This is a genomic window from Chlamydiota bacterium (genome assembly GCA_016178055.1).
GTDB lineage: Bacteria > Auribacterota > JACPWU01 > JACPWU01 > JACPWU01 > JACOUC01.
The window spans coordinates 1-24,243 of record JACOUC010000007.1 but is presented as its reverse complement, the minus strand read 5'-3'; the positions used below and the strand labels follow the sequence as shown (position 1 = coordinate 24,243).

Annotated in this window: 23 protein-coding genes; all 23 read right to left on the bottom strand. The window is 41.2% G+C overall.

The features are described from left to right. Positions 1 to 413, bottom strand: a 413-nt coding sequence (locus HYS07_00900) for a putative DNA binding domain-containing protein (GenBank protein ID MBI1869731.1), incomplete at its 3' end; no start/stop codon positions are given. Positions 414 to 418: 5 nt separating this feature from the next. Continuing rightward, positions 419 to 3,586 carry a right-handed parallel beta-helix repeat-containing protein gene (locus HYS07_00895; GenBank protein MBI1869730.1) on the bottom strand — a complete coding sequence of 1,056 codons (3,168 nt, stop codon included), beginning with the start codon at positions 3,584 to 3,586 and terminating at the stop codon, positions 419 to 421. Between the two features lie 85 nt (positions 3,587 to 3,671). Then, the gene (locus tag HYS07_00890; protein ID MBI1869729.1) at positions 3,672 to 4,301 is read right to left on the bottom strand and encodes a riboflavin synthase; all 630 of its coding nucleotides are present in this window, start codon (positions 4,299 to 4,301) and stop codon (positions 3,672 to 3,674) included. Between the two features lie 174 nt (positions 4,302 to 4,475). Beyond that, positions 4,476 to 5,606 (bottom strand): bifunctional diaminohydroxyphosphoribosylaminopyrimidine deaminase/5-amino-6-(5-phosphoribosylamino)uracil reductase RibD, encoded by a 1,131-nt coding sequence (ribD, locus tag HYS07_00885; GenBank protein MBI1869728.1) that lies wholly within the window; start codon positions 5,604 to 5,606, stop codon positions 4,476 to 4,478. A 109-nt stretch (positions 5,607 to 5,715) separates the two neighbouring features. Further along, positions 5,716 to 6,567: a PHP domain-containing protein gene (locus HYS07_00880; protein MBI1869727.1), complete on the bottom strand. Its 852-nt coding sequence runs from the start codon at positions 6,565 to 6,567 to the stop codon at positions 5,716 to 5,718. Further along, a complete protein-coding gene (nusB, locus tag HYS07_00875; GenBank protein MBI1869726.1) occupies positions 6,564 to 7,013 on the bottom strand; it encodes a transcription antitermination factor NusB in 450 nt (149 codons plus the stop codon). The genes HYS07_00880 and nusB overlap by 4 nt, the downstream gene beginning before the upstream one ends. Positions 7,014 to 7,202: 189 nt before the next feature. Further along, positions 7,203 to 7,670: a 6,7-dimethyl-8-ribityllumazine synthase gene (locus HYS07_00870; protein MBI1869725.1), complete on the bottom strand. Its 468-nt coding sequence runs from the start codon at positions 7,668 to 7,670 to the stop codon at positions 7,203 to 7,205. Positions 7,671 to 7,790: 120 nt separating this feature from the next. Continuing rightward, entirely contained in the window at positions 7,791 to 8,999 is a 1,209-nt protein-coding gene (locus HYS07_00865) for a bifunctional 3,4-dihydroxy-2-butanone-4-phosphate synthase/GTP cyclohydrolase II (protein MBI1869724.1), read from the bottom strand. A 61-nt stretch (positions 9,000 to 9,060) separates the two neighbouring features. After that, positions 9,061 to 11,529, bottom strand: coding sequence for a protein translocase subunit SecD (secD, locus tag HYS07_00860; GenBank protein MBI1869723.1), 2,469 nt, complete (start codon positions 11,527 to 11,529; stop codon positions 9,061 to 9,063). A 1-nt stretch (position 11,530) separates the two neighbouring features. Continuing rightward, a complete protein-coding gene (gene yajC, locus HYS07_00855; protein ID MBI1869722.1) occupies positions 11,531 to 11,854 on the bottom strand; it encodes a preprotein translocase subunit YajC in 324 nt (107 codons plus the stop codon). Between the two features lie 184 nt (positions 11,855 to 12,038). Beyond that, positions 12,039 to 14,135 (bottom strand): glycine--tRNA ligase subunit beta, encoded by a 2,097-nt coding sequence (locus HYS07_00850; GenBank protein ID MBI1869721.1) that lies wholly within the window; start codon positions 14,133 to 14,135, stop codon positions 12,039 to 12,041. 92 nt (positions 14,136 to 14,227) lie between these two features. Continuing rightward, positions 14,228 to 14,383, bottom strand: coding sequence for a hypothetical protein (locus tag HYS07_00845; protein ID MBI1869720.1), 156 nt, complete (start codon positions 14,381 to 14,383; stop codon positions 14,228 to 14,230). Next, a complete protein-coding gene (locus HYS07_00840; protein ID MBI1869719.1) occupies positions 14,380 to 15,252 on the bottom strand; it encodes a glycine--tRNA ligase subunit alpha in 873 nt (290 codons plus the stop codon). The genes HYS07_00845 and HYS07_00840 overlap by 4 nt, the downstream gene beginning before the upstream one ends. A 59-nt stretch (positions 15,253 to 15,311) precedes the next feature. Continuing rightward, positions 15,312 to 15,731 (bottom strand): hypothetical protein, encoded by a 420-nt coding sequence (locus HYS07_00835; protein ID MBI1869718.1) that lies wholly within the window; start codon positions 15,729 to 15,731, stop codon positions 15,312 to 15,314. Beyond that, entirely contained in the window at positions 15,728 to 16,267 is a 540-nt protein-coding gene (locus HYS07_00830; GenBank protein ID MBI1869717.1) for a nucleotidyltransferase domain-containing protein, read from the bottom strand. Before HYS07_00830 ends, HYS07_00835 begins: the two co-directional genes overlap by 4 nt. 148 nt (positions 16,268 to 16,415) lie before the next feature. Next, a complete protein-coding gene (recO, locus tag HYS07_00825; protein ID MBI1869716.1) occupies positions 16,416 to 17,168 on the bottom strand; it encodes a DNA repair protein RecO in 753 nt (250 codons plus the stop codon). Beyond that, entirely contained in the window at positions 17,168 to 17,800 is a 633-nt protein-coding gene (locus tag HYS07_00820; GenBank protein MBI1869715.1) for a DUF502 domain-containing protein, read from the bottom strand. The genes recO and HYS07_00820 overlap by 1 nt, the downstream gene beginning before the upstream one ends. Positions 17,801 to 17,963: 163 nt before the next feature. Further along, the gene (locus tag HYS07_00815; GenBank protein ID MBI1869714.1) at positions 17,964 to 18,671 is read right to left on the bottom strand and encodes a diacylglycerol kinase; all 708 of its coding nucleotides are present in this window, start codon (positions 18,669 to 18,671) and stop codon (positions 17,964 to 17,966) included. Then, positions 18,672 to 19,163, bottom strand: a complete 492-nt coding sequence (ybeY, locus tag HYS07_00810; protein ID MBI1869713.1) for an rRNA maturation RNase YbeY — start codon at positions 19,161 to 19,163, stop codon at positions 18,672 to 18,674. Next, positions 19,160 to 20,206, bottom strand: coding sequence for a PhoH family protein (locus HYS07_00805; protein MBI1869712.1), 1,047 nt, complete (start codon positions 20,204 to 20,206; stop codon positions 19,160 to 19,162). Before HYS07_00805 ends, ybeY begins: the two co-directional genes overlap by 4 nt. Positions 20,207 to 20,556: 350 nt before the next feature. Beyond that, the gene (locus HYS07_00800) at positions 20,557 to 20,877 is read right to left on the bottom strand and encodes a LysM peptidoglycan-binding domain-containing protein (GenBank protein MBI1869711.1); all 321 of its coding nucleotides are present in this window, start codon (positions 20,875 to 20,877) and stop codon (positions 20,557 to 20,559) included. A gap of 618 nt (positions 20,878 to 21,495) precedes the next feature. Further along, positions 21,496 to 22,776 (bottom strand): GTPase HflX, encoded by a 1,281-nt coding sequence (hflX, locus tag HYS07_00795; GenBank protein ID MBI1869710.1) that lies wholly within the window; start codon positions 22,774 to 22,776, stop codon positions 21,496 to 21,498. Between the two features lie 3 nt (positions 22,777 to 22,779). Beyond that, the gene (locus HYS07_00790) at positions 22,780 to 24,072 is read right to left on the bottom strand and encodes a UDP-glucose/GDP-mannose dehydrogenase family protein (protein MBI1869709.1); all 1,293 of its coding nucleotides are present in this window, start codon (positions 24,070 to 24,072) and stop codon (positions 22,780 to 22,782) included. Positions 24,073 to 24,243 lie beyond the last annotated feature (171 nt).

Below are 24,243 nucleotides of genomic sequence, written 5' to 3'. Positions count from 1 at the left end.
TTGTCTTTATATTTATCCAAAATCAATCCTTCGTACTCATCCTTGGTCATCCTTACGGTAGAACGCCCCACACGCTGATAGGGACGGCCAAACGCTAAGACCAGATGGTCATGGGACTCTTTTACGTCAATGACAATCACTTCTTTTTGAGCGATTTTCTGAACCGACAGCCTTGGGTGCAATTTCGGATCTGTATTCTGGGCAATCTCGTTAACCAATTCTTCAAGGGTACCCTTACCCACTTGAACGCCAAGCATCTTGCCTTCGGGTGAAACGCCAACGAAGACCCGTCCACCTTCGGTATTCGCAAAAGCACAGGCTGTCTCTGTAATCTCTCTACTTCTGGAAAGAGACTCCTTCCACTCCACCCTTTGTGACTCTGCTGAACCTATTAATTTGCTGATAGGATTCATGTCCTTCACTCGGTATTATTAAACCCAGTATAAAGGTCAAAACTTTCAGCGCTGTTTGTTGCACCCGCATCATTATCCAGAATATTATTCCCCACAATGACTTCTTCGGAAGATCCTGTTCTGTGAATCCCATAACCTCCATTGTTATAAATCGAACATCCATTGATTGAAATCCTGTCAACACCTGCCAATTCAATGCCATAAGTCCCATTTTGCTTGATGACACAACCTGTGATGGTGACATCTTCATTATCACTACCGTCATTCACAAGTATGATCCCCGCCCTCTCATTCCCTGAAGCACTGGCATCTGTACCGTTTTCAATGACCGAACATGAGTTAATGGTAATACTCTTAGAATTCGCAAAACGAATTCCTCTTCTTCCGTTGGATCTTGCGACCACATTGCTCAGACACACCCCTTCCACATCATGGGCATTAAATCCATTCCCGGCTGCATTGCTTGAAACCACATTCGTAATAACAGCGTTGTCCACTCTTCTCAGATAAATGTTATGCTCTGTGGATGGCAAATCCCCATTGCCATCCAAAAAAACGTCACTGATGATTAAACCGTCAATGCCTTTGGGGTGAATACCGTGATTGCCGCAGGAAGTTACTTTGACTCCCCGAATGGTTATATTTTTACATCTATCGCTATCGTCTGCGTTGAACAAAATGCCACAAATGTCCACGCTTGTGCTTCCTCGTATGGAAAAGTTCTCAAGAAGAACATTGTTCACAGTCGTTCCAGACGTCTCTGTTGTCGCGTTTTCGTTCCTGATCATGTCGCTCGTGAGACTGTCCCCCGCCACAATGACTGAATTCGATCCAGAACCCCTGATGGTGATTTTAGAATGAAGTTCCAGAGAGCGATTGATCGTGTATTCACCGGGCTGAAGAAAAATAGTGCCCCCACTTGAAGACATCTGAGAAAGATACCATGCAATCGTGCCTTGAGTATTAGAATCCCCATGATCACTTAAACTTGGATCAGGAAAGGCAAGTTCACCTCCGATATTCACATCGCCATTCACATGCAATTTTGCTGATGGACTGGTCGTCCCTATCCCCACATACCCATTACTGCCAACAACAAGATCTGCATAAGGGGATACATCACGGTGGATGGACAGGGCATCATTGCCAGCGGCCCCTGTCTCAATGAAGAAGTATTGTTGATCCTTTGTATAGCGTTCAAAAGTTAAAATTGCCCCACTGTCTGAATTGCTTCGCAGCCTAAGGCCTGTTTGTCCACTGTCCCTCACAATGTCCAGATTCGTTGATGGACTGGTCGTCCCAATCCCCACATTCCCAAGAATATAACTCGTGTCTTCTGCTGGGCTAAATTGAGCAAAGGTCCCTTCAACATCGTTACCGATGCGCACGCCCGTATTTACATTGCTCCATAAATGCAAATAGTCTGCGTTCCCATCCAACCTCATGACACCCCCACTCGCTCCAGAGGTATTTTCAAGGTAATAATTCTCCGCATAACTTGTCCCTGCCACTGTCAGCGTATAGCCCGGACCCGGAGTCCCAATCCCCACATTGCCAGAATTGTAATAAATATCATTGCCGCTTTGCGTCCAATAGCTGCTGATGCCTGTCAATCCTGAACCATCTCCTACAAAGGACGTAGCCTTCACTGTGCCATTGACATCCAACTTTGCCCCTGGACTCGTCGTCCCAATCCCAATATTTCCGGCCAGATCAATCTGTAAGGCGCTGCTTCCCCTCGTTGCGTCGTAAATACCAAAGCCTGCCACCGAAACATTAGGTCCCACGTACCAATCGTTACTGCTATCACTTAATAGAAACAGTGCATCATTCGTACCCGCATTAATAGTGAGAGGTTTGCTCGGACTGGTCGTCCCAATCCCCACATATCCATTACCGCTGACAACAAAATCTGCATAAGGAGAACTCCCACGATGTATGGCCATGTTGTCATTATTTGCTGCACCCGTCTCGATGAAAAAGAAATTTCCATCTGAGCCATACCGTTCAAAGGCGATCACAGCGCCAGCATCTGCCTCACTTCGCATCGTGATCTTGCTTTGGCCAGAGCTATGGGAAAGATCGAGCAGAGATCCCGGATTCGTCGTTCCAATCCCGACATACCCCTCATTGGTAATGCGCATCCGTTCTTGAGATTGCGAGTCAGCACTGCCTGCGGTGTAGAAGACCATGGGCCACTGGGAAGAATAAAATCCATTGGATCCTTCACCATAGTCAGTGGAAGCCAAAACAAAATTGCCATTCTTCCCTTTCAGATTTATATAGGCTGCGCCATCATAAGCTTGAACTTCAATCACACGATCCTCTGGGTCGTAGACACCATCAATCACTTCTCCGCCTAATAAAAATGTGTTGCCATTGACGGTTAAGTCTGCACCCGGTGCTGTGGTGCCAATCCCGACATTGCCAGAGTTGTAATAAATGTCACTGCCGCTTTGCGTCCAATAACAGCTTTCCTCTGTAAGACCTGTCAATCCTGACCCGTCCCCTATAAAGGCCGTGGCCGTGACGGTTCCATTCACGTTTAATGTTTCAAAATATCCGTTGGAAGGCATTGTGCTTCCAATATCACCCGGTGAGGCCCAGTTGATGTGGCTTGTGTCTATCAGACCCGATGTAATCTTTTCGGCCGATATGCCGGATGTTGCGATTTTGTCGTCTGTGATCGCTTCATCGAGAATCTTGTCCTCGGTTACCGCATTGGCAGCTAGTGATGTGTTATCTATAGATCCTTCTACCACCTTGGCTGCACTCAAGGCGTAAGGGACACTCGCAAGTTCTCCCCTCGGTGAGAATGTTTCCCAGGAACTTGTGTCTATATGATAAATGCTGATCTGGAGCCAGTAAGTTTTATCAAAATCAATGCCTTCTAAAGATACAAAGCTACCCAGAAGCACATTAAATACACTGTCTGTGACTTTCACCTTTTCAGTGGCTACATCGCTCGACCATTCTTCTTCCCAGAGAAGAGTGCCGCTTGTTTCACCGTCATATAACGCGAATTTCATGGCGTAACTCCCGTCTTCAACCCCGATACCGCTTAGGTCTGTGAGTTTGCCTTGATAGTTAAGCTTCTGGGGAAGATCCCCAAGTGCTGATGCACAAGCGATACAGCTAAAAATAACCCATAATCTTGATATTTTGATGAACATGTTGACATCCCCCCCTTTTTTTACGTTCCTCTGCCTCATGTTTTGTCCGTCTCCCAGTGTCCACCCTTGTCGGGTCCTATACGTCTTACCTCTTCCATATCCGCAACTTCCTCCCGTTTGTGAATTTGGTTTTTTTTCTAACACCCAGAACATATCGAGCTAAAATATCTACCTCCAAATTGACGATATTGTCTTTGCATTTTTCGCCTAAATTCGTATGAGTTAAAGTATAAGGGATCAAATGTACTTCAAAAACATTTTTGTCAACCTTACCCATTGTTAAACTCACCCCATCTACAGCAATCGAGCCTTTAGGGACAATATAGGGACTTAAATCCTCTGGAAATTTCATTAAAAAAGTTTCTTCGCTTGATCGTTCTATGATATCGATTATTCTTCCCACCCCATCGATATGTCCCGTCACAAAATGACCGCCTAATCGATCCCCAACACGCAGCGCTCTTTCCAAATTTAGAAAATCGCCTGACTGAAGAAATTTTAAATTTGTCTTTTGATAAGTCTCATCTAAAACATCAAACGAAATTTTTGAATCCTTGATCTCTATAGCGGTTAAACAAATCCCATTCACACAAACACTTTCGGAAATTTTTAGATCTTTCCAGTTATCCTCTAGTCCAATTTCTAGACGCCTCTTCTCTCTCGAAGAATCGATTTGAATGAATTTTCCCATTTTTTCAATAATACCACTAAACATGGCTTACCCTTCTACTTAAACATGTCTTCGGCATCTCTGGCACGGGTCAATCCACGTTTTTTCTGCACATCTTTCACAGCCCTTAACGTGGTCCGATTAGGAATTTTAATATTACCTTTCATCTCATGGCTACAAAAAATAGTATCCCATTTGAAATACAAAAATTTTTGATTTTTACATTTTGATTTTTGAATTTTTATAACTCACATCCCCTTCAATGACAAAATCATCTCCTACTTTAAACATTTTCGTGTGAATGATCTTCAACGCATCGCTTAGTTTTGAGACTCCCTTCCCATGAAATGGAGTAGGCGCATGACTTCCTCCAATTAAAAGAGGGGCATAGAAAAAAACAATACGATCGGCCAATTTATTCTCAAAAATACTGGCGGCCAAAGTCCCTCCCCCTTCTACAAGAAGAGAAATGATTCCCCTTTTCCCTAACTCAACAAATAATTCTCGCAAGTGAACCTTCCCTTCCATCGATGAAGTCTGGACGATTTGTATTCCTCGTTTCTTCAGAGTGTTCATTTTTTTTGCTGGAGCTAAGGAGGTTGTCGCAAGAATGACTTTTGAGGCATATTTTGAAACAAGTTTTGAATGAAGTGGAATTCTGGCAGAGCTATCTACCACAATTTTAAAAGGATCTCTCTTCCCTCTCTGATGCAAGGTGAGTCGAGGATCATCACGAAGAACCGTGTTAATACCTACGATGATTCCATCGCTCATTCTACGCAACTCGTAAGAAAATTTACGGGCCTCTTTTCCTGTAATCCATTGAGATTCATAGGAGGGAGTCGCAATTTTTCCATCCAAAGAAAGAGCCGATTTCACCACACAATAAGGAAGTTTTTGAGTCATCCATTTCTGAAAGGGTTTAATGAGCGAGTGACATTCATCTTCTAAAATACCCGTCGTCACCTCAACACCCGCTTTTTTTAACAGCCGTATTCCTTGTTTTTTATGAAGAGGATTTGGATCAATGCATCCTACCACAACTCGTTTAATTTCTGAAGCTAAAATGGCATTGATACAAGGAGGTGTTTTTCCAAAGGTCGAACAAGGTTCAAGGGTGACATAGAGCGTCCCGCCCTGGGCCTCTTTCCCTGCCTTTTTTAAGGCCATCACCTCTGCATGAGGCCCGCCAAATTTTGCGTGATATCCCAATGCAATCTGTCGATTATTTTTAACAACGAGAGCCCCGACAGGAGGATTAGGACTGACCGCTCCCACTCCTCTTTTAGCCAACTGAATGGCCAAGCGCATGAAAAAATCATCACTGGAAATTTTGGGATTTTTTGGCATAGAAAATAACTCTGAAAATCCAAAAATCAAACATCAAACATCAAAATGACACATTAAAATTCAAAATTTCTAGTGTTATTGCAAGGGAGACATTTTAAATTTTAATATGTCATTTTGATGTTTGAATTTTCATGATTGATTCATGCGCTTTTCTTAAGGGTTCTAACAAATGGTATGGAATCCTATTTTTCCCAATCAAAAATTTTCCCTTGGCCTCTCCATGGCAATCTGAGCCCCCTGTCATCACGAGCCGATGAACCTGAGTGAGTTCTTTATAATGCTCAATTGCATTTTGTGAATGTTCAGTGTGATAAACCTCAAGCCCCATTAAGCCTTCACGAACCAGTTGAGGGATGAGATCATCCCGATGAAGAAGCCCAGGATGGGCTAAAACAGGCACCCCACCAATGACCTTAAGCATTTGAATCGCTTCCTGAGTAGAAATTTTTTCTTTCTCAACATAGGCAGGCTTTCCATAGGACAAAAACCGCCTAAAGGCTTCCCGAGTATCGGTGACAATCCTCTTTTCTACAAGCGCCCGAGCCACATGAAGCCTTCCAGGCGCCCCTTCACCTGAAAGTTTTGTAACATCCTCAAGGGTGATACGGACTCCCGCTTTCGTGAGCTTTTCAACAATTTGGTGAATTCTTTTTTCCCGTTCCTCACAAAATTTTTTTAACGCTTTGCAAAATTCCAAATCTTTATCATCAAAAAAATATCCCAGAATATGAAGCTCACTTTCTCCATGATAGGCACTGAGCTCAATCCCCGAAATAATTTCAATCCCCAACTTCTCTCCCATCCACCTTGCTTCATCTATTGATTCTACGGAATCATGATCGGTCATGGCAATCGCATCAATCCGAAAATGCCTTGCCCTCTCTACAACCTCAGTCGCCGTCGAAGTCCCATCAGAAGCCAAGGTATGCAAATGAAGATCTATGGCTTTATCTGTATTCATTGAGGTCGGCTCCTTAGCAAGAATCTTTTTCGAACTTCATCTAAAACACCATTCACAAATTTACCAGATTCAGGAGCACTGTATTTCTTTGCTATTTCAACCCATTCATTGATCGTTACAGCATGAGGGATGGGTGAAAAATCAGACACACCTTGAGGAAGAAAAATCATTTCGAAAACACCTACGCGAAGAATATTCCGGTCGATAACACTCAAACGATCCATATCCCAGTTTGTCACCGCAAGCCTAATCATTTCATCGATTTCTTGTTTTTTTTCAAAGGTCCCTTGAGCAAGGAATCGTGCAAAGGCCTGAGTATCTTTAGAGGCACGCTGTTCCACCCAAAATGAATCAAAAGCCTCTTCGAGCACTTGGGGATTTAATTCAAGTTGAAAGAGAATTTGAAGAGCTTGTTCCCTGGCCGTACGCCGAGTACCCAAAACAATACCTCACATTGAGAAAGAACAATGACGAAAATCCAAAAATCAAACATCAAAAACCAAAATGACAATGTAAAATATCTCCCCTGCAATAGCACTAGAAATTTTGGATTTTAATATGTCATTTTGATATTTGCATTTTGATTTTTGATATAAACTTGGATGATGAACACTCGCTCATCCCCCTAGAACTCACTAACACTGATCATAGAGATTGGCCATCTCAATGGCCGCCAGGGCTGCATCCCAACCCCGATTCCCTAATTTACCTCCAGCCCTTTCAATGGCCTGTTCCAAATTTTCTGCCGTAATGATTCCAAAAATAACCGGAATCCCTGACGTCAGGGAAAGCCCAGAAATATTTTTCGAAGCCGCATCACATACAATATCAAAATGAGGGGTTGCTCCTCTGATAATGGCCCCCAAGCAAATCAGGGCATCATATTTTTTTGATTTGATCAATCGATCCGTGACCATCGGTGTTTCAAATGAGCCAGGAGTCCAAAAAACGCGAACCTCGCTTTCTTTCGCTCCATGCCTCAAGAGGGCATCTAGAGCACCCTCTAAAAGTTTAGAAGTAATAAACTCATTAAAGCGACTCACAATAATCGCGTATTTTTTACCCCGCGAGATGAAATCACCTTTCACTTGTTGGACAGGCATAGCAAAAATTCCTTTTTTATAAAAGACAGCTCGAGGCTCGAAGCTGGAGGCTCGAGGCAAATACTTCTTCCGTTTTTGCTTTTACTTCGAGCTTCGAGCCTCGAGCTTCGAGCTGTCTTTCTATTCATTTTCCAAAATAAGCAAATGCCCTAATTTATCTCGCTTGGTTTTTAAATAATTTCGATTATGTTCATTCACCAATGGGGGAATCGCAACCCGCTCTATAATTTCAAGGCCAAAGCCATCTAAGCCAACAACCTTCTTCGGATTATTCGTTAACAGTTTAATTTTTCGAACCCCCAGATCAAATAAAATTTGGGCTCCAGTTCCATATTCCCTTAAATCAGCTGGAAGACCCAACGATTGATTGGCTTCTACCGTATCCAAACCCCCTTCCTGAAGTTGATAGGCCTTTAACTTATTAATGAGGCCGATCCCTCGCCCCTCTTGTCTCATGTACACTAAAACGCCACGACCTTCTTCGGAAATGGCCAAGAGTGAGCGTTCCAATTGATCGCCACAATCGCAGCGGGACGAACCAAAAACATCTCCCGTAATGCATTCTGAATGAACCCGAACCAAAGAGGGTTTATCAAGATCAATATCCCCTCTGACAAGGGCAATGTGACTCTTTTGATCGATAAAAGATTGATAAACAAGAACTCGAAAATCGCCATAGCGGGTTGGAAGTGTCGCCTCAGCCACTCGTTCAATCAATTTTTCATTTCTGCGGCGATATTCGATCAATTGGGCAATATTACAAAAAGTAAGCTGATGTTCATTTTTAAACCGAACCAAATCCTCAAAGCGGGCCATGGTTCCATCATCATTCATAATTTCACAAATAACCCCAGATGAGGAAAGTCCTGCAAGTTTGGCTAAATCGACCGCCGCTTCGGTGTGACCCGCCCGTGTCAGAACACCCCCTTCCCGAGCCCGTAGCGGGAAAATATGACCGGGAGAAACAAGATCGGATCGAGTCGAAGCAAGACCCGCCAGGACTTGAATGGTTCTTGCTCGATCATGGGCAGAAATCCCAGTCGTAATTCCCAAATGAGCATCGACTGAGATGGCAAAATCTGTCTCTCGAGCCTCTCGAGATAAATCAACCATGGGTCGTAATCCTAGCTCATCCAATCTCTTTCCCGTCATCGGAACACAAATCAGACCGCGAGCAAATTTGGCCATGAAATTAATGGCCTCGGGTGTGATAAAATCCGCCGCAATAACAAGATCGCCCTCGTTCTCTCGATCTTCATCATCGGTCATCACGACCATCTTACCTTGGCAAATATTCTGAATTGCTTTTTCAATGGAGTCAAAATCCATAAAAATTCCTTTACCTTTGGAGGATCAGGATAGCACTGAAGAGAGAGAGAATCAATCCCTATCACTTATTTTTGGCTTTCTGAGGGGAAGGGGCCTTCCCAGACGAAATCTGAGCATTCGCCTTTCTAAACTTCTTCTGCCATTCAAGAATAACAGGAACAGCGATAAACAAGGTGGAATAACTTCCCGAGATCGTTCCCACAAGCATGCAAAAGGCAAAATCATTAATGACCTCGCCCCCGAAAAAGAAAAGGGCAAGAACCACCAAGAGGACGGTCAACGAAGTCAAACAGGTTCTAGAAAGGGTTTGATTAAGACTCAAGTTTAAAAGATCTGGCAGACTGATTTTCTTAAGAATTCTTTTGTTTTCACGAATCCGGTCACAGATCACGATCGTGTCGTTTACGGAATAACCAATAATGGTCAAAATAGCAGCAACCACGGTTACAGAAAGCTCTCGCCCTGTAAAGGCGATAAAAGCAAGCGGAACGAGGGCATCATGAATGAGGGCAATAATCGCACCCAGGGCATATTCAAATTCAAAACGATAAGTGACATAAATCAAGATTCCAATCAAAGACAAAATCAAGGCCCAAACGGCATTAATCTTGATTTCTTTTCCAATAGAAGGGCCCACCTCTTCCCTGCGCCTTTCCTCAACCTCAACTCCTTTTAATTCCAGACCAAGAAAATCTCGAATCTTCTTTCCCTCTTCAAATTTGGTTTTGATTAAAATTTCATTTTCTCCTCCAAAGCGCTGTAATGTTGCATCTCCAAGTCCAAGCTTGGATAATTTTTCCCGAACGGTTTCAAGCGCAACATTCTGACTAAACTTAAGTTGGATCAAATCTCCACCTGTAAAATCATTTCCTAGCATGCTATGTCCCCTGATTCCCATCATCACACACCCGCCAAGGATAATGGCTAAAGATAATACATAGGCATAGAACCTTTTCCCCACCCAATCAATATTGGGGCGACTAAATAATTTGAGCATTTTTAAAGAGGAAAAATTTTTATTGAGAGAGACCAAATCAAAAATCACACGGGTGACCACAATAGCCGTAAACATGCTGATCAAAAGACCGATAGTCAGCGTAACTGCAAAACCTTTAACAGGTCCTGTCCCAAATTTATAGAGAATAACGGCTGTAATGATGGTCGTCAAATTTGAATCCAAAATTGCGGAAAAAGCCTTATGATATCCAGCCGCAATCGCAGCTCGTATTTTCTTACCACTCTCAACTTCTTCACGTATTCTTTCAAAAATCAGAACGTTTGCATCAACAGCCATACCAATGGTTAAAATCATACCTGCAATACCCGGCATAGAAAGGGTTGCCTTAAAGAACGCCATGGCTCCTAAAATCATCACCAAATTTAGAATTAAAGCAATCACAGCCACAAAACCAGAAAAAAAGTAATATCCCACCATAAAAACGAGAACAAGGGCGAGTCCTGCAATATTTGCAATAAACCCTTTTTTGACAGAATCTGCCCCCAATGAAGGGCCGACACGAGCATCCATAATAATTTTTACCGGAGCGGGAAGGGCACCCGAAGTTAACACAACACACAAATCCCTGGCTTCTTCAGGTGTAAATTGGCCTTCAATCACGCCTTGACCATTAGGAATGATCGATTTAATAACGGGAGCAGACTGAACTTCATTATCTAAAACGATTCCTAGTCTGCGTCCCTGAAACTGCTCGGTCACCTTAGCAAAAATACTCGCCCCTGAATGATCCAAGGTAAAGGACACTTGAGGTTGAGTCATTTGATCAAAGGTGACTTTTGCATCGACAAGACTTGCACCAGTGAGTTCTGCCTTCTTTTTAACAAGGAAAGGAATTTTAAACTCACTTCCTCCTGAATATTTTACTTGATTGAGAACCTCATATCCGGGAGGGGGTGTTCCTTTCAAGGCCTCTTGAAGCTTGGCTTGATCATCACTCACCATGCGAAACTCTAAAACAGCGGTTTTACGCAAAAGATTTTCAGCCCTGGCAAGATCTTTGGCTCCCGGAAGCTGAACAACAATCCGATCCTTGCCTTGAGGCTGGATGGAGGGCTCAGCCACTCCAAATTTATCCACTCGATTTCGAATGACTTCCAGCGCCTGAGTATGGGCTCGATGAGTAATTTGATTTTTAGCTTTATCTTTAAGCGTTAAAGTCAGTACCAACCCTTCTTCTTGTGATACTTCAACTTCTTCCGTACTTTTCTTAATGAGTTGCGACGCTTGATAAGAGCTTTCAGAATTTTTGAATTGAACAATAATCTTATCTAAACCTTCCCGATCTATTTTATCAACCGCAATGTCCTTCCCTTCCAAGAGACCTTGAACATCATTGGCAATCCGATCCGTTGCAAATTCAACCGCTTTATCAAGATCGACTTCTAAAACGACATGCATCCCTCCCTGAAGATCAAGACCCAAAGTAACCGCTTTATCAATGGGGAAAAGCTTCCAAACGAAAAAAGCAACCACCAGCACAACCATTGGAATGCGCCATCGCAAATTTTTCATTTTATTTTCCAACCTCCGTCTCCGCGCCCAGGACACGTGCAATGGAGGAACGGTCAATTTCAACTTTCACATTGTCGGCAATTTTAAGCGTTAAGGTATGTTCTTTCACCGAAAGAACCAAGCCATGAATCCCGCCTGCGGTCACCACACGATCATCCTTTTTAAGCTGGGCAACCATTTGTTTAAATTGTTTCTGCCTTTTCTGCTGAGGACGAATGAGAAGAAAATAAAAAATAGGAACAATCAGTAAAAAGGGAACCATCGACGCAAAAGGACTTCCCTGCCCCCCCTGTGGACTTGCCATTGCTAAAAATAAAAAATTCATTGTTCGGTCTCCTTTAGGAAAAACAACCGCAAATAAAAAACAGTTAAAAGACAAAAGTGGAAGATAAAAATACCACTTTGCTAAAATTTAAGCACCTAAAATTTTTTACATCACTTGCTGATCGACATCACTCCCGTAAGTACAATGTACTTTGCATCATTTTTTTACAATGTTGTGGTATCACTTACTTCATCTTTGCTAATTTTGAAATATCCGTAATTCTCATTGAATAAAGTTCATGAATCCTTTTTAACAAGACAGACCGATTTTGTTTTAAAGACTCTTCAGGGGCATTGACCAAAACTTCATCAAAAAAAACGTGCACAGGTTTTGAAAAAACTTGTGCATAAAGTGAGGTCGCTTCAACAAATTTTTCTGATTCAATGAGTTGAACGATGCTACCATAATTTGATTTGTAAGACCTGTAAAGCTCTATTTCGGCCGATTCTTTGAGAACATCTTCCTTCACTTCTCGTTCAGCAATCTTTTGCCCTTTTAAAATCCGGCCTGTTCTTTCAACGACGGTGAGGGCTTCTTGAAAGAAAGATTGATTCTGAATTTGACTCAAGGCCTTTAGAATTTTTGATTTTAAAGAAGGGATAAGGATGGGGTCCTCGAGCACCGCTCGCACCAGCTGATGATCAAAATTTTGGGCAAGAAAAAGATTTTCAAGTCGTTCTTTAAAAAAATCGAGCAGGGGTCCCACTAAGACATCCTTGACGGGAAATTGGCGTAATCCTTGTTCAAGGATTGAATTCAAAGAAAATGTAAATCCCTTCTCAGTGTGAATTCTCAAAATTCCAGAACTGAGCCTTCTTAATCCATAAGGATCTTGAGAGCCTGTAGGCATCAAACCTAATTTATGAGTAGAAATGACCGTATCCAGTTTATCTAAAAATGAAAGCCAAGAGCCTAAAAGACTCTTGGGCAATTCCCCCTCAGTTCCAGATAGGGGTAAATAATGCTCCCGAATGGCTTCGACAATCTCAGGGTCCTCTCCAGAAATCGAGGCATATTCAGCGCCAATCGTTCCCTGAAGGCTTGTGAATTCCCCCACCATTCCGGTGACAAGATCGGCCTTACAAAGTTCTGCTGCTTGCATTAATTTTTGAGAAAGGGCACCGTCCATTTTTCCTTCGGTTTTTAAAAAAGAAATGAGCGAGAGCAATCTTTCTTTCTTATCAAAATAGGTTCCTAATTTCTCCTGAAAGACAACTGTTTTAAGATCGTTCACACAGGTCTCTAAGCTCTTCTTCTGGTCATTCTCCCAAAAAAAAGCCGCATCCGATAAACGGGCCCTTAACACCCTTTCATTGCCTTGTATAACCGTTTTTAAAATCTTACGCGGACCATTAAAAACAAAAACAAATTGAGGAAGAAGCTTTCCCTTTTCGTAAATCGGCAAATATTTTTGATGATATTGAATAACGGTTGAAAGCACTTGAGAAGGAATTTTAAGAAACCGCTCTTCAAATTTTCCAATCCCCACATTGGGAAATTCAACCAAATTGGTCACCCCTCTTAAGAGATCCATATCCTCTTCATGAATTTTTTGATTCTTGCCTAAAGTTTTTTCAATCGATTTTTTAATCAATGAAAACCGTTCTTCAAAATCGGGATATACATCCTTCGCTTTAAGCTGTTTTTGATAAAGAACTAAATCGGCCTTTGCAATAATCACTTTCGGATTTTTTTGCCATCGGCATCCTAAACTCAAACGATCTGAAGTGATCGTGTCTAATTTAAAACGAATGATTTCATTCCCTAAAAGGGAAAGAATCCATCGAATGGGTCTTGCAAAATAAATTTCACCTTCACCCCATTTCATTGATTTTGGGAATTTTATTTTTTGGATCAGGCCTGCTAAATTTTCCTCTAAAATCTTTTTAGTTTTCCCTCCTTGGGTCCGACACTCTATAAAAACATACTCGCCTTTTTCTGTTTGTTTGCGAGTTAAGGATGAAGTATCGGCTCCCTGTCGGGCCGCAAATGCCTGAGCCGCCTGGGTCCACTTCCCTTCTGGATCACAAGCAATGGTGACCGGAGGGCCTTTTAACCATTCAACTTTATCAGGCTGGATCAACGCCAAATCAGGAATGAAAAGCGTCAAACGCCTCGGAGTAAATAAAACTTTTACATTATTGACATCATAACCCATTTGACGCTCTTTGAAAAAAGTCTCCATGAGATTTCGCAAATGGCGAGAAGCGTCCTCCAAAAATCGGGCAGGAATTTCTTCCGTGCCGATTTCGATGAGAAAGGGCTGCAGGGTCTCTTTCATTGTTTTTTTATCTTTTGTATTTATCAGAGTCATATAAAATAGCGCGTATCAATGAAAACCAAAAATCAAATATCAAAAATCAAAATGACAAATTAAAATTTAAAATGGCTAACCTTCAAAAATCCTTCTCTCCAAAGAACAAAACTTTCACAATCCGCCCCGAATTTATCTAAGAAACGAGGTGCAATTTTATTTTTGATATTTGCATTGTCATTTTGATTTTTGATATTTGATTTTTGAATTTTCACATCTGCCTCTCCAAATAACCTTGCGAACATTCTTTTGCGATTACTCGAATTCGGGTAATAAAACCTGTTCTTTCCGTCACACTCATCGCTCGACGGGCATCTAAAATATTAAAAATATGCGAACATTTTAAAACAGAATCATAGGCTGGAAAAATGAGACCCTGTTCGAGTAAAAGTTTTGCCTCTTTTTCACGTTCGTCAAATTCGTGAAAATAAAAAGAGGTTGATGCAACTTCAAAATTAAATTTTGAAAACTCATATTCCCAATGTTTCCTTAAAGCTCCATAGGTCTGAGATTCATTCCACTTTAAATCAAAAACATTGTCGACATTTTGGAGGTACATCGCAATTCGCTCCAAGCCATAGGTTAGTTCTACTGATACGGGATGAAGCTCAATTCCACCCATTTGTTGAAAATAAGTGAATTGAGTAATCTCCATTCCATCGCACCAAACCTCCCACCCCAAGCCATTGGCCCCTAAAGATGGAGATTCCCAATCGTCTTCGACAAAACGAATGTCATGAGAGTCTGGATGAATCCCAAGGGCTGCAAGACTCGCCAGATAAAGATCCTGAACATCTCGAGGTGAAGGTTTCAAAATGACTTGATACTGATGGTGTTGATAAACCCGGTTGGGATTATCCCCGTAACGCCCGTCCGCAGGCCTTCGAGAAGGTTGCGTATAAGCCACCCGCCAGGGTTCTTTTCCCAGAACCATAAAGAAGGTCAAGGGATTAGACGTTCCCGCCCCAACCTCGGTGTCATACCCCTGGCCTAAAACACACCCTCGAGAAGACCAGTAAGTCTCAAGACAAAGAATCATTTCTTGAAAGGTAAAAGTTTTTTTCTTTGATTTTGTTTTTGTCATAAGTTTCATGCTTAAAACCTACATTAAAACGCAGTGGCGTTTCTGTTATTAGAAAAATGTCAGGGATTCACTTCTCGAACTAACTTTTCAACTTGCTGAAGCACCTTTTCGACAAAATCTAAATAATCACGGGATTCTTTTTCTGTAACACAGTCACCTCCTTCATAGAAGTCGGTGTTTCTTTTTGTTCTCATAATGTTTCCAATGGTATAAACATCTGGATTCTCGAGAATTTCGCTCATCTTAGTCAAAATTTTTATATGGTGACCTGGAACACTTCGTACTCGCACGTGTCCCACTCTTGCAATAAGTGCTATTCCAGCTTTGATTAAAGCCTGAAAACTATATGAAAACCTAACTTCCGGAAATCTATTTTTTCTAGCGATTTCAAGATCATGAAATGCGTTTTGTAAATACCGTTCAATCGCATCCGAAGTAAATCCAAATTCCTTAAAATAGCCCTGTTCAAAATCCGTCATATGACTTGAATCTTTTTTTCTTTGATTGATCTAAACAGAGGATCCTTTTTTTGTTTCTTCTCGTATTCAAGTTCGCTTACACTAATGACATTTATTTCACGATCCATCGATTTTTGAACTTCGGCCATTTTTTTCTGTAACTCAATCGTACTATGGTTCCCAATCACCAATAGGTCAATATCACTTGCGGAATCCATTTTGTTCTGGGCGTAGGAGCCAAAAAGATAGGCATGCTCAAGCCCTCGAATTTTTTCCAAAACCTCCTTAAGAACGTATTCAAACCCAACCGTTTTGAGAATAATCCTTTTATACTCGTTCAGAAGGGGATAAGAAGCATTTAAAGAATAATATCGTTCTTTTCCCTTCAGTTGACTATTTAAAATTCCTTCTCTCTGGAGTTCTTTTAGTTTTTTAGAAAGATTCCCATCGTCCAGCAAAAGGCGGCGGGCCATTTCATTCACATAAAGTTCAGCATTCTCATGCATCATGAGATAGCCAAGAACCGCTTGCGTTATTTTTGATCTTAAACTGATCATAGTCCTTTATCCTATTACTGTAATAAAATACAGTGTTAACTGTAATTTTTTACAGTCGAGAGGTCAAGGATAAACTTCGAAAAGCCTCGAGAGAACTAACTCAGCCTCAAACAATGAAACTCGAAATCCAATTTTCCTAAACTATTCGCTATATCTTTTCTATTAAGAATTTGCGTGATTTTAAGGGCTTTCCAAGATGGAAGTCAATATAAAACCAGAGGAGATTTTTTAATTCTTTTTTTTCTTCTGCCCCTTTATCCACAGGGGTACAGGGCTCCGCCCTCATCAGCAATGGAATGAGCTGGATACTTTGCACATGAAAAGGATAAGTTTTTGTTTGTGTACATTTCTCGCATAAAAGACGAGCCGTTCGATGATCAAGAAAAAGAAGATCGCGAAAAGATTCGCGGCAAGAAAAACACGAGGAAAGATTTCCTAAAAATCCAAGATGTGATAGAAGTTTCACTTCAAAAGAACGGATCATCCATTCTATATTCGGCAATGGATTTTTTAAAGATTCATCCATTTGACGCAAAGTCGTAAAGATTAAATTAAAGAGAGATTCATCTGAATCTTCTAATTCTGTAAAGGCATCTAAAAGTTCCAGACAATAAACGGCATGGTAAAAAGCATGGAGGTCTGCACGAATTCTAGAGAAAGCCTCTACAAGATGGGCTTGTCTTAAGGTGATGAGACCTTGTTTTCTTGAAGAATGGCGGTATAAAATTTCGTAACAAGATCCATGTTCAAAGGAACCCATGAAGGATGTTTTAGGCTGCTTGGCCCCTTTAATAATAAAATGAAGTTTCCCTGAATTTTTCGTAAAGAAAACAGCAATGAGACTTGTGTCCGAGAAATCTCGCTTATGAAGTAAGATGGCTTGGGTTCGGATCAGTAACATTATTTGGGCATTACCATTCCGCTTGAAACAACCATTTTAAATCCATCTTCAACAGTCAAATGAGTTTTAATCAATTTATCTTTCGATATCATGATTAGAAAACCTGAAGTCGGATTGGGAGCCGTTGGAATAAAAACACTCACCTTATTTTCGCCAATGGCATCCTTCAGATCACCTTTAATTTCAGAAGTGACAAAGCCAATAGAATAGGTTCCTTCACGAGGGTATTCTACAAATACGACACTTCGAAAAACGGCCTTATCTTCCCCCCAAAACGATTCAAAAATCTGTTTTAATGTTGAGTAAATACGATTCAAAACAGGGATTTTGCTTAATAAAGTTTCTCCCCCTTGAATCAGTTTTTTTCCAATGTAGTTACGAGCGACAAGACCGATCAACACAACTGCACAGAATAAAAGAATTAAGGCAACCAATCTCCAAAGAAGCCACTGACCAAAAAACTGATGCCCATTGGGAGCAATAAATTGATACATAAAATCGGTGAGTTTAACAAACAAGACCGATAGAATCCAAAAAGATCCCAGTACCGGCAAAGACACCAAGAGGCCTGTAAAAAAATAAACCCTTATTTTTTTATTAAAACTGTAACTTCGATCTTTTTTTAAAAACATCACTGACTCCTTTTAAAATAGGAATTTAAACCTATAACTCCCCCATCCCCTCTTATATAAGAGGGGGGCTCTCCCCTTAGAATAAGGGGAGTTGGTCCCACCACCTCTCATCTAAGGAGGTGAGTCCGCTGTCCGACCAACATGAGGTGGTGGGATGGAGGGGTTAAACATGTCGAACCAGTTGAAACACAAGAAGAGAAACCAGCACTCCGAGAATCGCCCCCATCAGAACTTCCCGAAAACGATGAATCCCACTGGCAACTCTTCCTTGAGCAATCATCAGCGCTACAATCAATGTAAGGGTCATCACCAAAGGATCTCGAGAGAGAATGGTCACAATAGCCCAAATTGAAAAAGCAATGGCGGAGTGAGCGCTGGGCATTCCTCCATAAAAAGGCGTTCCTCTTCCTAAAAAAACCTTAATTCCAATCGACAAAATTAAGACCGTTAAAATGGCAACCAGCGTGATATGCCATGGACTTTCTAGAACACGATTGAGTCCATAAAAAATAGGTTGGCTAAGATATTTGGCTACGACAAGATATCCAACAATCACTGCATTCAGGGTCGCAATCAAAACAGCCCCTGCACTGGCATCCTTTGCCACACGAATCAGGGGATGATAACTTTCGCTCATCATATCCATGACCAGTTCAAAAGCGGTATTAAACATTTCTGCAACCAAAACGAAGGTCATGGCAAAAGCCAAAAATAAAAAATCAGAAAAACTAATATGAAGAAAAAGACTCCCGATGAGAATCAAAAGACAGAAAATAAAATGAACTTTCATACTTCTCTGACTTTTAAATACAAAAATCAGACCTTCAACTGCATTATTAAAACTTTCAACCCATTTTGAACGAACCGCCATCTATTTCAATCCTTTCAAACCTATTCCATTATATCTTCTCTTTAAAATCTCATCCTGGCGACGCCACATTTTTCCAGAGAGCTTTGGAGTTTTATCCCGATATCCTAACAAATGTAAAATGCCATGCACCATATAAAGAGCCACTTCCCTTTCCGGATCTTCATTAAAGGATTGAGACTGATCCATGGCCCTTTCAATGGAAATGACAACCTCTCCCAGCATCCATACTTTCTCACGACCCGCTTTCTCATCCACTGGAAAGGCCAAAACATCTGTTTTCCAATCATGGCCCAAAAATTTTCGATTCAAAGTCCAAATCCGCTGATCACTCACAAAAGAAATGCCCAATTCAATCGGAACACCTGCACAAACATCTTCCTCGGCTAAGGTAGCCCTGGCAAGAATCTCCACTTTACGAAGATTAATTTTGAACTTCGTTTGCTCATTTCTAACATTAATTTCGTACTTGGAAGAGGCCCTGAATTTCTTCATGTCGCTCCAAGATCTTCCTGTTCAAATACACCTGAACTTAAGGTTTTATGAGCCTGAGAAGGTCTTTTAGATTTTGAATCAAGAGCGTGCGGGGCTCGATCGTGCTCGTAGGCTCGAATAATTTTTTTCACCAATGTATGGCGAACAACATCCTTATCTGAAAATCTTGAAATTTTAATACCTCGAATATCTTTTAAAATTTTATTTGCGTGAACCAATCCTGAAAGTTTATGAGCCGGTAGATCCACCTGCGTAATATCTCCTGTAATCACCGCTTTTGAATTAAAACCTAAACGGGTTAAAAACATTTTCATCTGTTCGATGGTGGTATTTTGAGCTTCATCTAAAATGATAAAAGCATCATTGAGGGTTCTTCCCCTCATATAGGCCAGCGGGGCGACCTCAATCAACCCCCGTTCCATATATCGCTGAATACGGTCCACTTCCATCATGTCGTAAAGAGCATCATAAAGAGGTCTAAGATAGGGATTAATTTTTTCTGATAAATCACCCGGAAGAAAACCTAAGCTTTCCCCCGCCTCCACAGCAGGACGCGTCAAGATCAAACGTCGGACCTTATCTTCTAAAAGATAAGAAACAGCCATCGCCATCGCAAGATAGGTTTTCCCTGTCCCTGCAGGCCCAATCGAAAAAACGACATCATATTTACGAATAGCCTCCATATATTCCAATTGGCTCTTAGACTTAGAATAAACCAGGTTCTTTCGAGAGGAAACACGAATGGCATCCGATGGCACATTCTCCTCGGCAAGAGAAGAACCCTCTTCGGCATGATGAGAAAGGGCATAAATGACATCGGCCCTTTCTACTGTTTTTCCACTATTTGCAAGTCGAGAAAGCTCATGAAAAATTTTTCTCGCTTTCTTAATTCCTTCTGGGTCTCCAATCAGCTTAATAAAATTTCCCCGTGAGACCACTTTAATGCGCAAGGCCTTTCCTATCACTTCAAGATTCTCATCATCGTGAGCAAATAAAGATCGGGCAAACTGTGTATCCGGAAAATGTAAGGTTTCTTTAGCCATCAGGCGACTCCTTTTTATGATTCTAACTCAATTATGAAAATCCAAAAATCAAATATCAGTCATGAAAATGAGACGTTGTTACTGGCTATTCCCCTCCTTTGTACCCCAAAGGGGAGGAACTCAATTTTCATCCACTTGGGTGGACTGAAAGTTCATGATGACAAATATCAAAATGACAAATTAAAATTTAAAATGTCTCCCTTGCAATTGCATTAGAAATTTTGATTTTTAGGTTGTCATTTTGCATTTTGACTTTTGAATTTTTAATTAATAAACTCCTGAAAACCCTCTACACTAATAAAGACTCTTAAGGAAGGCAAATGACTGAAAGCCGTAGAAGACAGAACCAACTAATCTCTTGGAATGATAAAGACCTGTCCAGGATAGATCCAATCGGGATCGCGAATTTTATCCCGATTCGCCTGAAAAATCCTGGGCCACTGCAAAGGATTTCCATAAATTTCTTCATAACCCGCAATAAACCACAAACACTCGCCTTTCTTAACCGTATGTTTCGTTGGTTTAGGGGGCTGAGGAAGCGCATCTATTTCTCTGAGCAACGCCTCTTCAGAGAGCGCCGGCTGTTTGATAATCACCTTTGGAAGGAAAGATCCCTCTCCATCGATCAGTTTCCCTTTTAATCTTAAATGAGCAAGTTTCTCATCGGGCATTTGAGGAGGCCCCCCCACCCAATATCCTCTATTTCCCCAAAGTTCTCGGTCCGACCAATAATGCTCGGTCCAAGCAGGATAATGGACTTGCACAAAATCAGCCCAAAAAGGTTCATTCTTCGCTTTTTCTATTTGAGCAACATCATTCATAGAAGGCGGAAGTTTGCCACATCCCACGAAAGCGAGATTTAACGCAATGACTCCAATGACGATAAAAATCCGGCCCATGTAAAAAATCTCCTACTTTTTAAATTTCAAAAATCAAACATCAAAAATCAAAATTGCGGTAGAGATTCATGAAAAAATTCCGAAACGAATGAATATTTGAATTTTAATCTGTTAACTTGACTTGTCCATAGCAGATAAACCCTTCATCTATCTTTCTAAAACTGGAAAACCATTTTGAATTTTAGTCTGTCATTTTGATATTTGTCATCATGAACTTTCAGTCCACCCAAGTGGATGAAAATTGAGTTCCTCCCCTTTGGGGTACAAAGGAGGGGAATAGCCAGTAACAACGTCTCATTTTCATGACTGATATAGATTCTTCATAATGCTTAAATATTAAGCTGAACTTTTATGTATTTATTCTCAAACTGTTATTATGCCGATTATAGCTTAAGAAATTTGAAAGGGAAGGATTTTTGAAACAAGATGTGAAGAAATTTCAATTTCAAGAAAAGCCCCATTCTCTTCATACTTTTTCTTAATCACATGGGCTTCACGGTACAAGAATGAAACCCAATCATTCGCCTGATGAGGAATAAAAACCTTCATCCTCACAAAACTTTTTTTAAAGAATTCGCTTACACCCGCTAACAAAGAATCAACCCCTTGCCCTGATTGAGCGGATAGGGGGATCACCTTTTCCCCACCCCTCTCCCATCGAAGAATTCGCTCAGGTCCTTCAAGAAGATCAATTTTATTGAGAACGGTCATCCTTGAAATAGATTCAGCTCCAAGTTTACCCAAGACCTGTAAAACCACCGCATGTTTTTCTTGATATAAGGGATCACTGATATCAACGACATGAATTAAAAGATCTGAGTGAATCACTTCTTCTAGGGTTGCCTTAAAGGATTCCACCAAATGATGAGGAAGCTTTCGAATGAAACCAACTGTATCTGAAAAAAGAACTATCCTATGACCCTCTAATTCTTTTTTACGAACCGTCGCATCCAACGTCGCAAAAAGCCGGTCCTCTGCTAAATTACGGCTGGTTGTTAATCGATTAAAAAGGGTTGTTTTTCCTGCATTGGTATAACCCATAATCGAAACAAGAGGAACGCCTGTTTTCTCTCTTCTTTTCCGTTGAGTTTCCCTTTCCGAAGTAATGGCCTTTAATTCTTTTTCTAGTTTTAAAATTCTTGTTTTTGCCCGACGTCGGTCAACCTCAAGTTGCGTCTCCCCTGGACCTCGTGTTCCAACTCCGCCCTCCTGTCTCGAAAGATGCATCCATTGACCGGTCAGTCTGGGGAGTAAATACCGAAGTTGGGCAAGCTCGACCTGAAACTGAGCCTCTTTGGTGCGGGCACGACGGGAAAAAATATCGAGAATAATTTGAGTGCGATCAATCACCCTCACTTTAGAAATTTTTTCAAGATTACGGGACTGAGCAGGACTTAAATCATCATCAAAAACAATAAGATCAGCGCCCGATTCTTGCGTAAGCGCCGCAAGTTCATTTGCCTTTCCTGAACCGATAAAATAGGTGGGTGTAGGCTTATCTATTTTGGCCAGAAGCGTCGCCACCACCCTGGCTCCTGCTGTATCAACAAGCTCAAGCAATTCTTCTATGGAACTCTCAAGATCCCAAATCCTATTTCCCCTCCACTCGACACCCACTAAAATCGCCTTTTCAGGCCCCTGAGCAACATTTTGCATTTGCAAATTCTTCATTTTTTAGGACCGTCCAACACTTTTATAAATAAATCCTAAATTTGCCATTTCTTTTGGATCTAATAAATTACGTCCGTCAATCATAATGGGGGTCAGCATTGATTTTTTGATTTTTTTATAATCAATTTTCTTAAATTCATCCCATTCAGTAAGGATCAGCAAGGCATCTGCCTCCTTGGCAACTTGATAGGAATCTTTACAATACTGAACTTTTTTTATGAAAAATTTGGCCTTATCCATTGCCTCAGGGTCATAGGTTTTAATTTTGGCCCCACCCTCTAAAAGCGCTTTAATAATATCGACCGCAGGGGCATTGCGCATGTCGTCCGTGTTGGGCTTAAAGGCAAGACCTAAAACCCCAATGGTTTTACCTTTTAATACCCATAGGACCTCTTTCACTTTTCGAATGAATCGATTTTTTTGATCTTCATTAATTTTTTCAACCGCTTTCAAAAGATCAAAAGAATATCCAATCTCCTCAGCGATTTTAATAAAGGCTGAAACATCCTTTGGAAAACAAGAACCTCCATAACCGATTCCTGCCTTTAAAAAATTTTGGCCGATTCGATGATCTAGCCCCATCCCATAAGTCACTTGCTCAACATTGGCTCGGGTGATCTCACAAATATTACTTAAGGCATTCGCAAAAGAAATTTTCATGGCCAAAAATGAATTGCTGGCATGTTTAATGAGTTCAGCCGAGGGAATATCCGTAACTAAAAATTTTGTCTTAATCGGTTCGTAAAGCTCTCTCATCACTTGGGCTGCCCTTGTATTTTCAACCCCGACCACAATGCGATCCGGATTCATCATGTCACTTACAGCTGTTCCCTCTCTTAAAAATTCAGGGTTAGAAACAACGTCAAATTCAACCCCCTTCTTGCAATAGCGCCTGATCGTTTCACTGACCTTCTCACCTGTTTTTACTGGAACAGTACTTTTATCTACAATGACACGGTAGCCTGTTAAATGGTTTGCCACTTCACGAGCAACACTGGCCACATAACTTAAATCAGCCTCTCCGGTATCTAAGGGAGGGGTATTAACCGCAATAAAAATGACCAGAGATTTTTCTACTGCCTCACGAATGGATGTTGAAAAAGAGAGTCGACCCGCCTTGATATTCTTTTGGATTAAAGGAGCTAGACCTGGTTCATAAATGGGAATTTTCCCCTTTTTTAAAAGTTCAATTTTTCTTCGATCATTGTCAATACAAAGGGCATGATGACCCAATTCAGCTAAACAAGTCCCCGTAATCAAGCCAACATATCCTGTTCCAACAATTCCAATATTCATGTCTTTAACCTTTTAGCTTTTTTTCTTTAACCTTGTCGAGTAGACATATATTTCAATGCCCCTCACGGAACCGTACGTGCGGATTTTCCGCATACGGCTCTTCAGTAAGCCTCACTCAATTTTGACGGTATATAAAAGCGATGGACGATCCGTGGCTTCGGTAAGGGGAAC

Bases quoted from the DNA above. Each gene is read 5' to 3' on its own strand.
- HYS07_00895 (MBI1869730.1), bottom strand. From the start codon at position 3,586: ATGTTCATCAAAATATCAAGATTATGGGTTATTTTTAGCTGTATCGCT.
- HYS07_00890 (MBI1869729.1), bottom strand. From the start codon at position 4,301: ATGTTTAGTGGTATTATTGAAAAAATGGGAAAATTCATTCAAATCGAT.
- ribD (MBI1869728.1), bottom strand. From the start codon at position 5,606: ATGCCAAAAAATCCCAAAATTTCCAGTGATGATTTTTTCATGCGCTTG.
- HYS07_00880 (MBI1869727.1), bottom strand. From the start codon at position 6,567: ATGAATACAGATAAAGCCATAGATCTTCATTTGCATACCTTGGCTTCT.
- HYS07_00870 (MBI1869725.1), bottom strand. From the start codon at position 7,670: ATGCCTGTCCAACAAGTGAAAGGTGATTTCATCTCGCGGGGTAAAAAA.
- HYS07_00865 (MBI1869724.1), bottom strand. From the start codon at position 8,999: ATGGATTTTGACTCCATTGAAAAAGCAATTCAGAATATTTGCCAAGGT.
- secD (MBI1869723.1), bottom strand. From the start codon at position 11,529: ATGAAAAATTTGCGATGGCGCATTCCAATGGTTGTGCTGGTGGTTGCT.
- yajC (MBI1869722.1), bottom strand. From the start codon at position 11,854: ATGAATTTTTTATTTTTAGCAATGGCAAGTCCACAGGGGGGGCAGGGA.
- HYS07_00850 (MBI1869721.1), bottom strand. From the start codon at position 14,135: ATGAAAGAGACCCTGCAGCCCTTTCTCATCGAAATCGGCACGGAAGAA.
- HYS07_00840 (MBI1869719.1), bottom strand. From the start codon at position 15,252: ATGACAAAAACAAAATCAAAGAAAAAAACTTTTACCTTTCAAGAAATG.
- HYS07_00835 (MBI1869718.1), bottom strand. From the start codon at position 15,731: ATGACGGATTTTGAACAGGGCTATTTTAAGGAATTTGGATTTACTTCG.
- HYS07_00830 (MBI1869717.1), bottom strand. From the start codon at position 16,267: ATGATCAGTTTAAGATCAAAAATAACGCAAGCGGTTCTTGGCTATCTC.
- recO (MBI1869716.1), bottom strand. From the start codon at position 17,168: ATGTTACTGATCCGAACCCAAGCCATCTTACTTCATAAGCGAGATTTC.
- HYS07_00820 (MBI1869715.1), bottom strand. From the start codon at position 17,800: ATGTTTTTAAAAAAAGATCGAAGTTACAGTTTTAATAAAAAAATAAGG.
- HYS07_00815 (MBI1869714.1), bottom strand. From the start codon at position 18,671: ATGGCGGTTCGTTCAAAATGGGTTGAAAGTTTTAATAATGCAGTTGAA.
- ybeY (MBI1869713.1), bottom strand. From the start codon at position 19,163: ATGAAGAAATTCAGGGCCTCTTCCAAGTACGAAATTAATGTTAGAAAT.
- HYS07_00805 (MBI1869712.1), bottom strand. From the start codon at position 20,206: ATGGCTAAAGAAACCTTACATTTTCCGGATACACAGTTTGCCCGATCT.
- HYS07_00800 (MBI1869711.1), bottom strand. From the start codon at position 20,877: ATGCCCGATGAGAAACTTGCTCATTTAAGATTAAAAGGGAAACTGATC.
- hflX (MBI1869710.1), bottom strand. From the start codon at position 22,776: ATGAAGAATTTGCAAATGCAAAATGTTGCTCAGGGGCCTGAAAAGGCG.
- HYS07_00790 (MBI1869709.1), bottom strand. From the start codon at position 24,072: ATGAATATTGGAATTGTTGGAACAGGATATGTTGGCTTGATTACGGGG.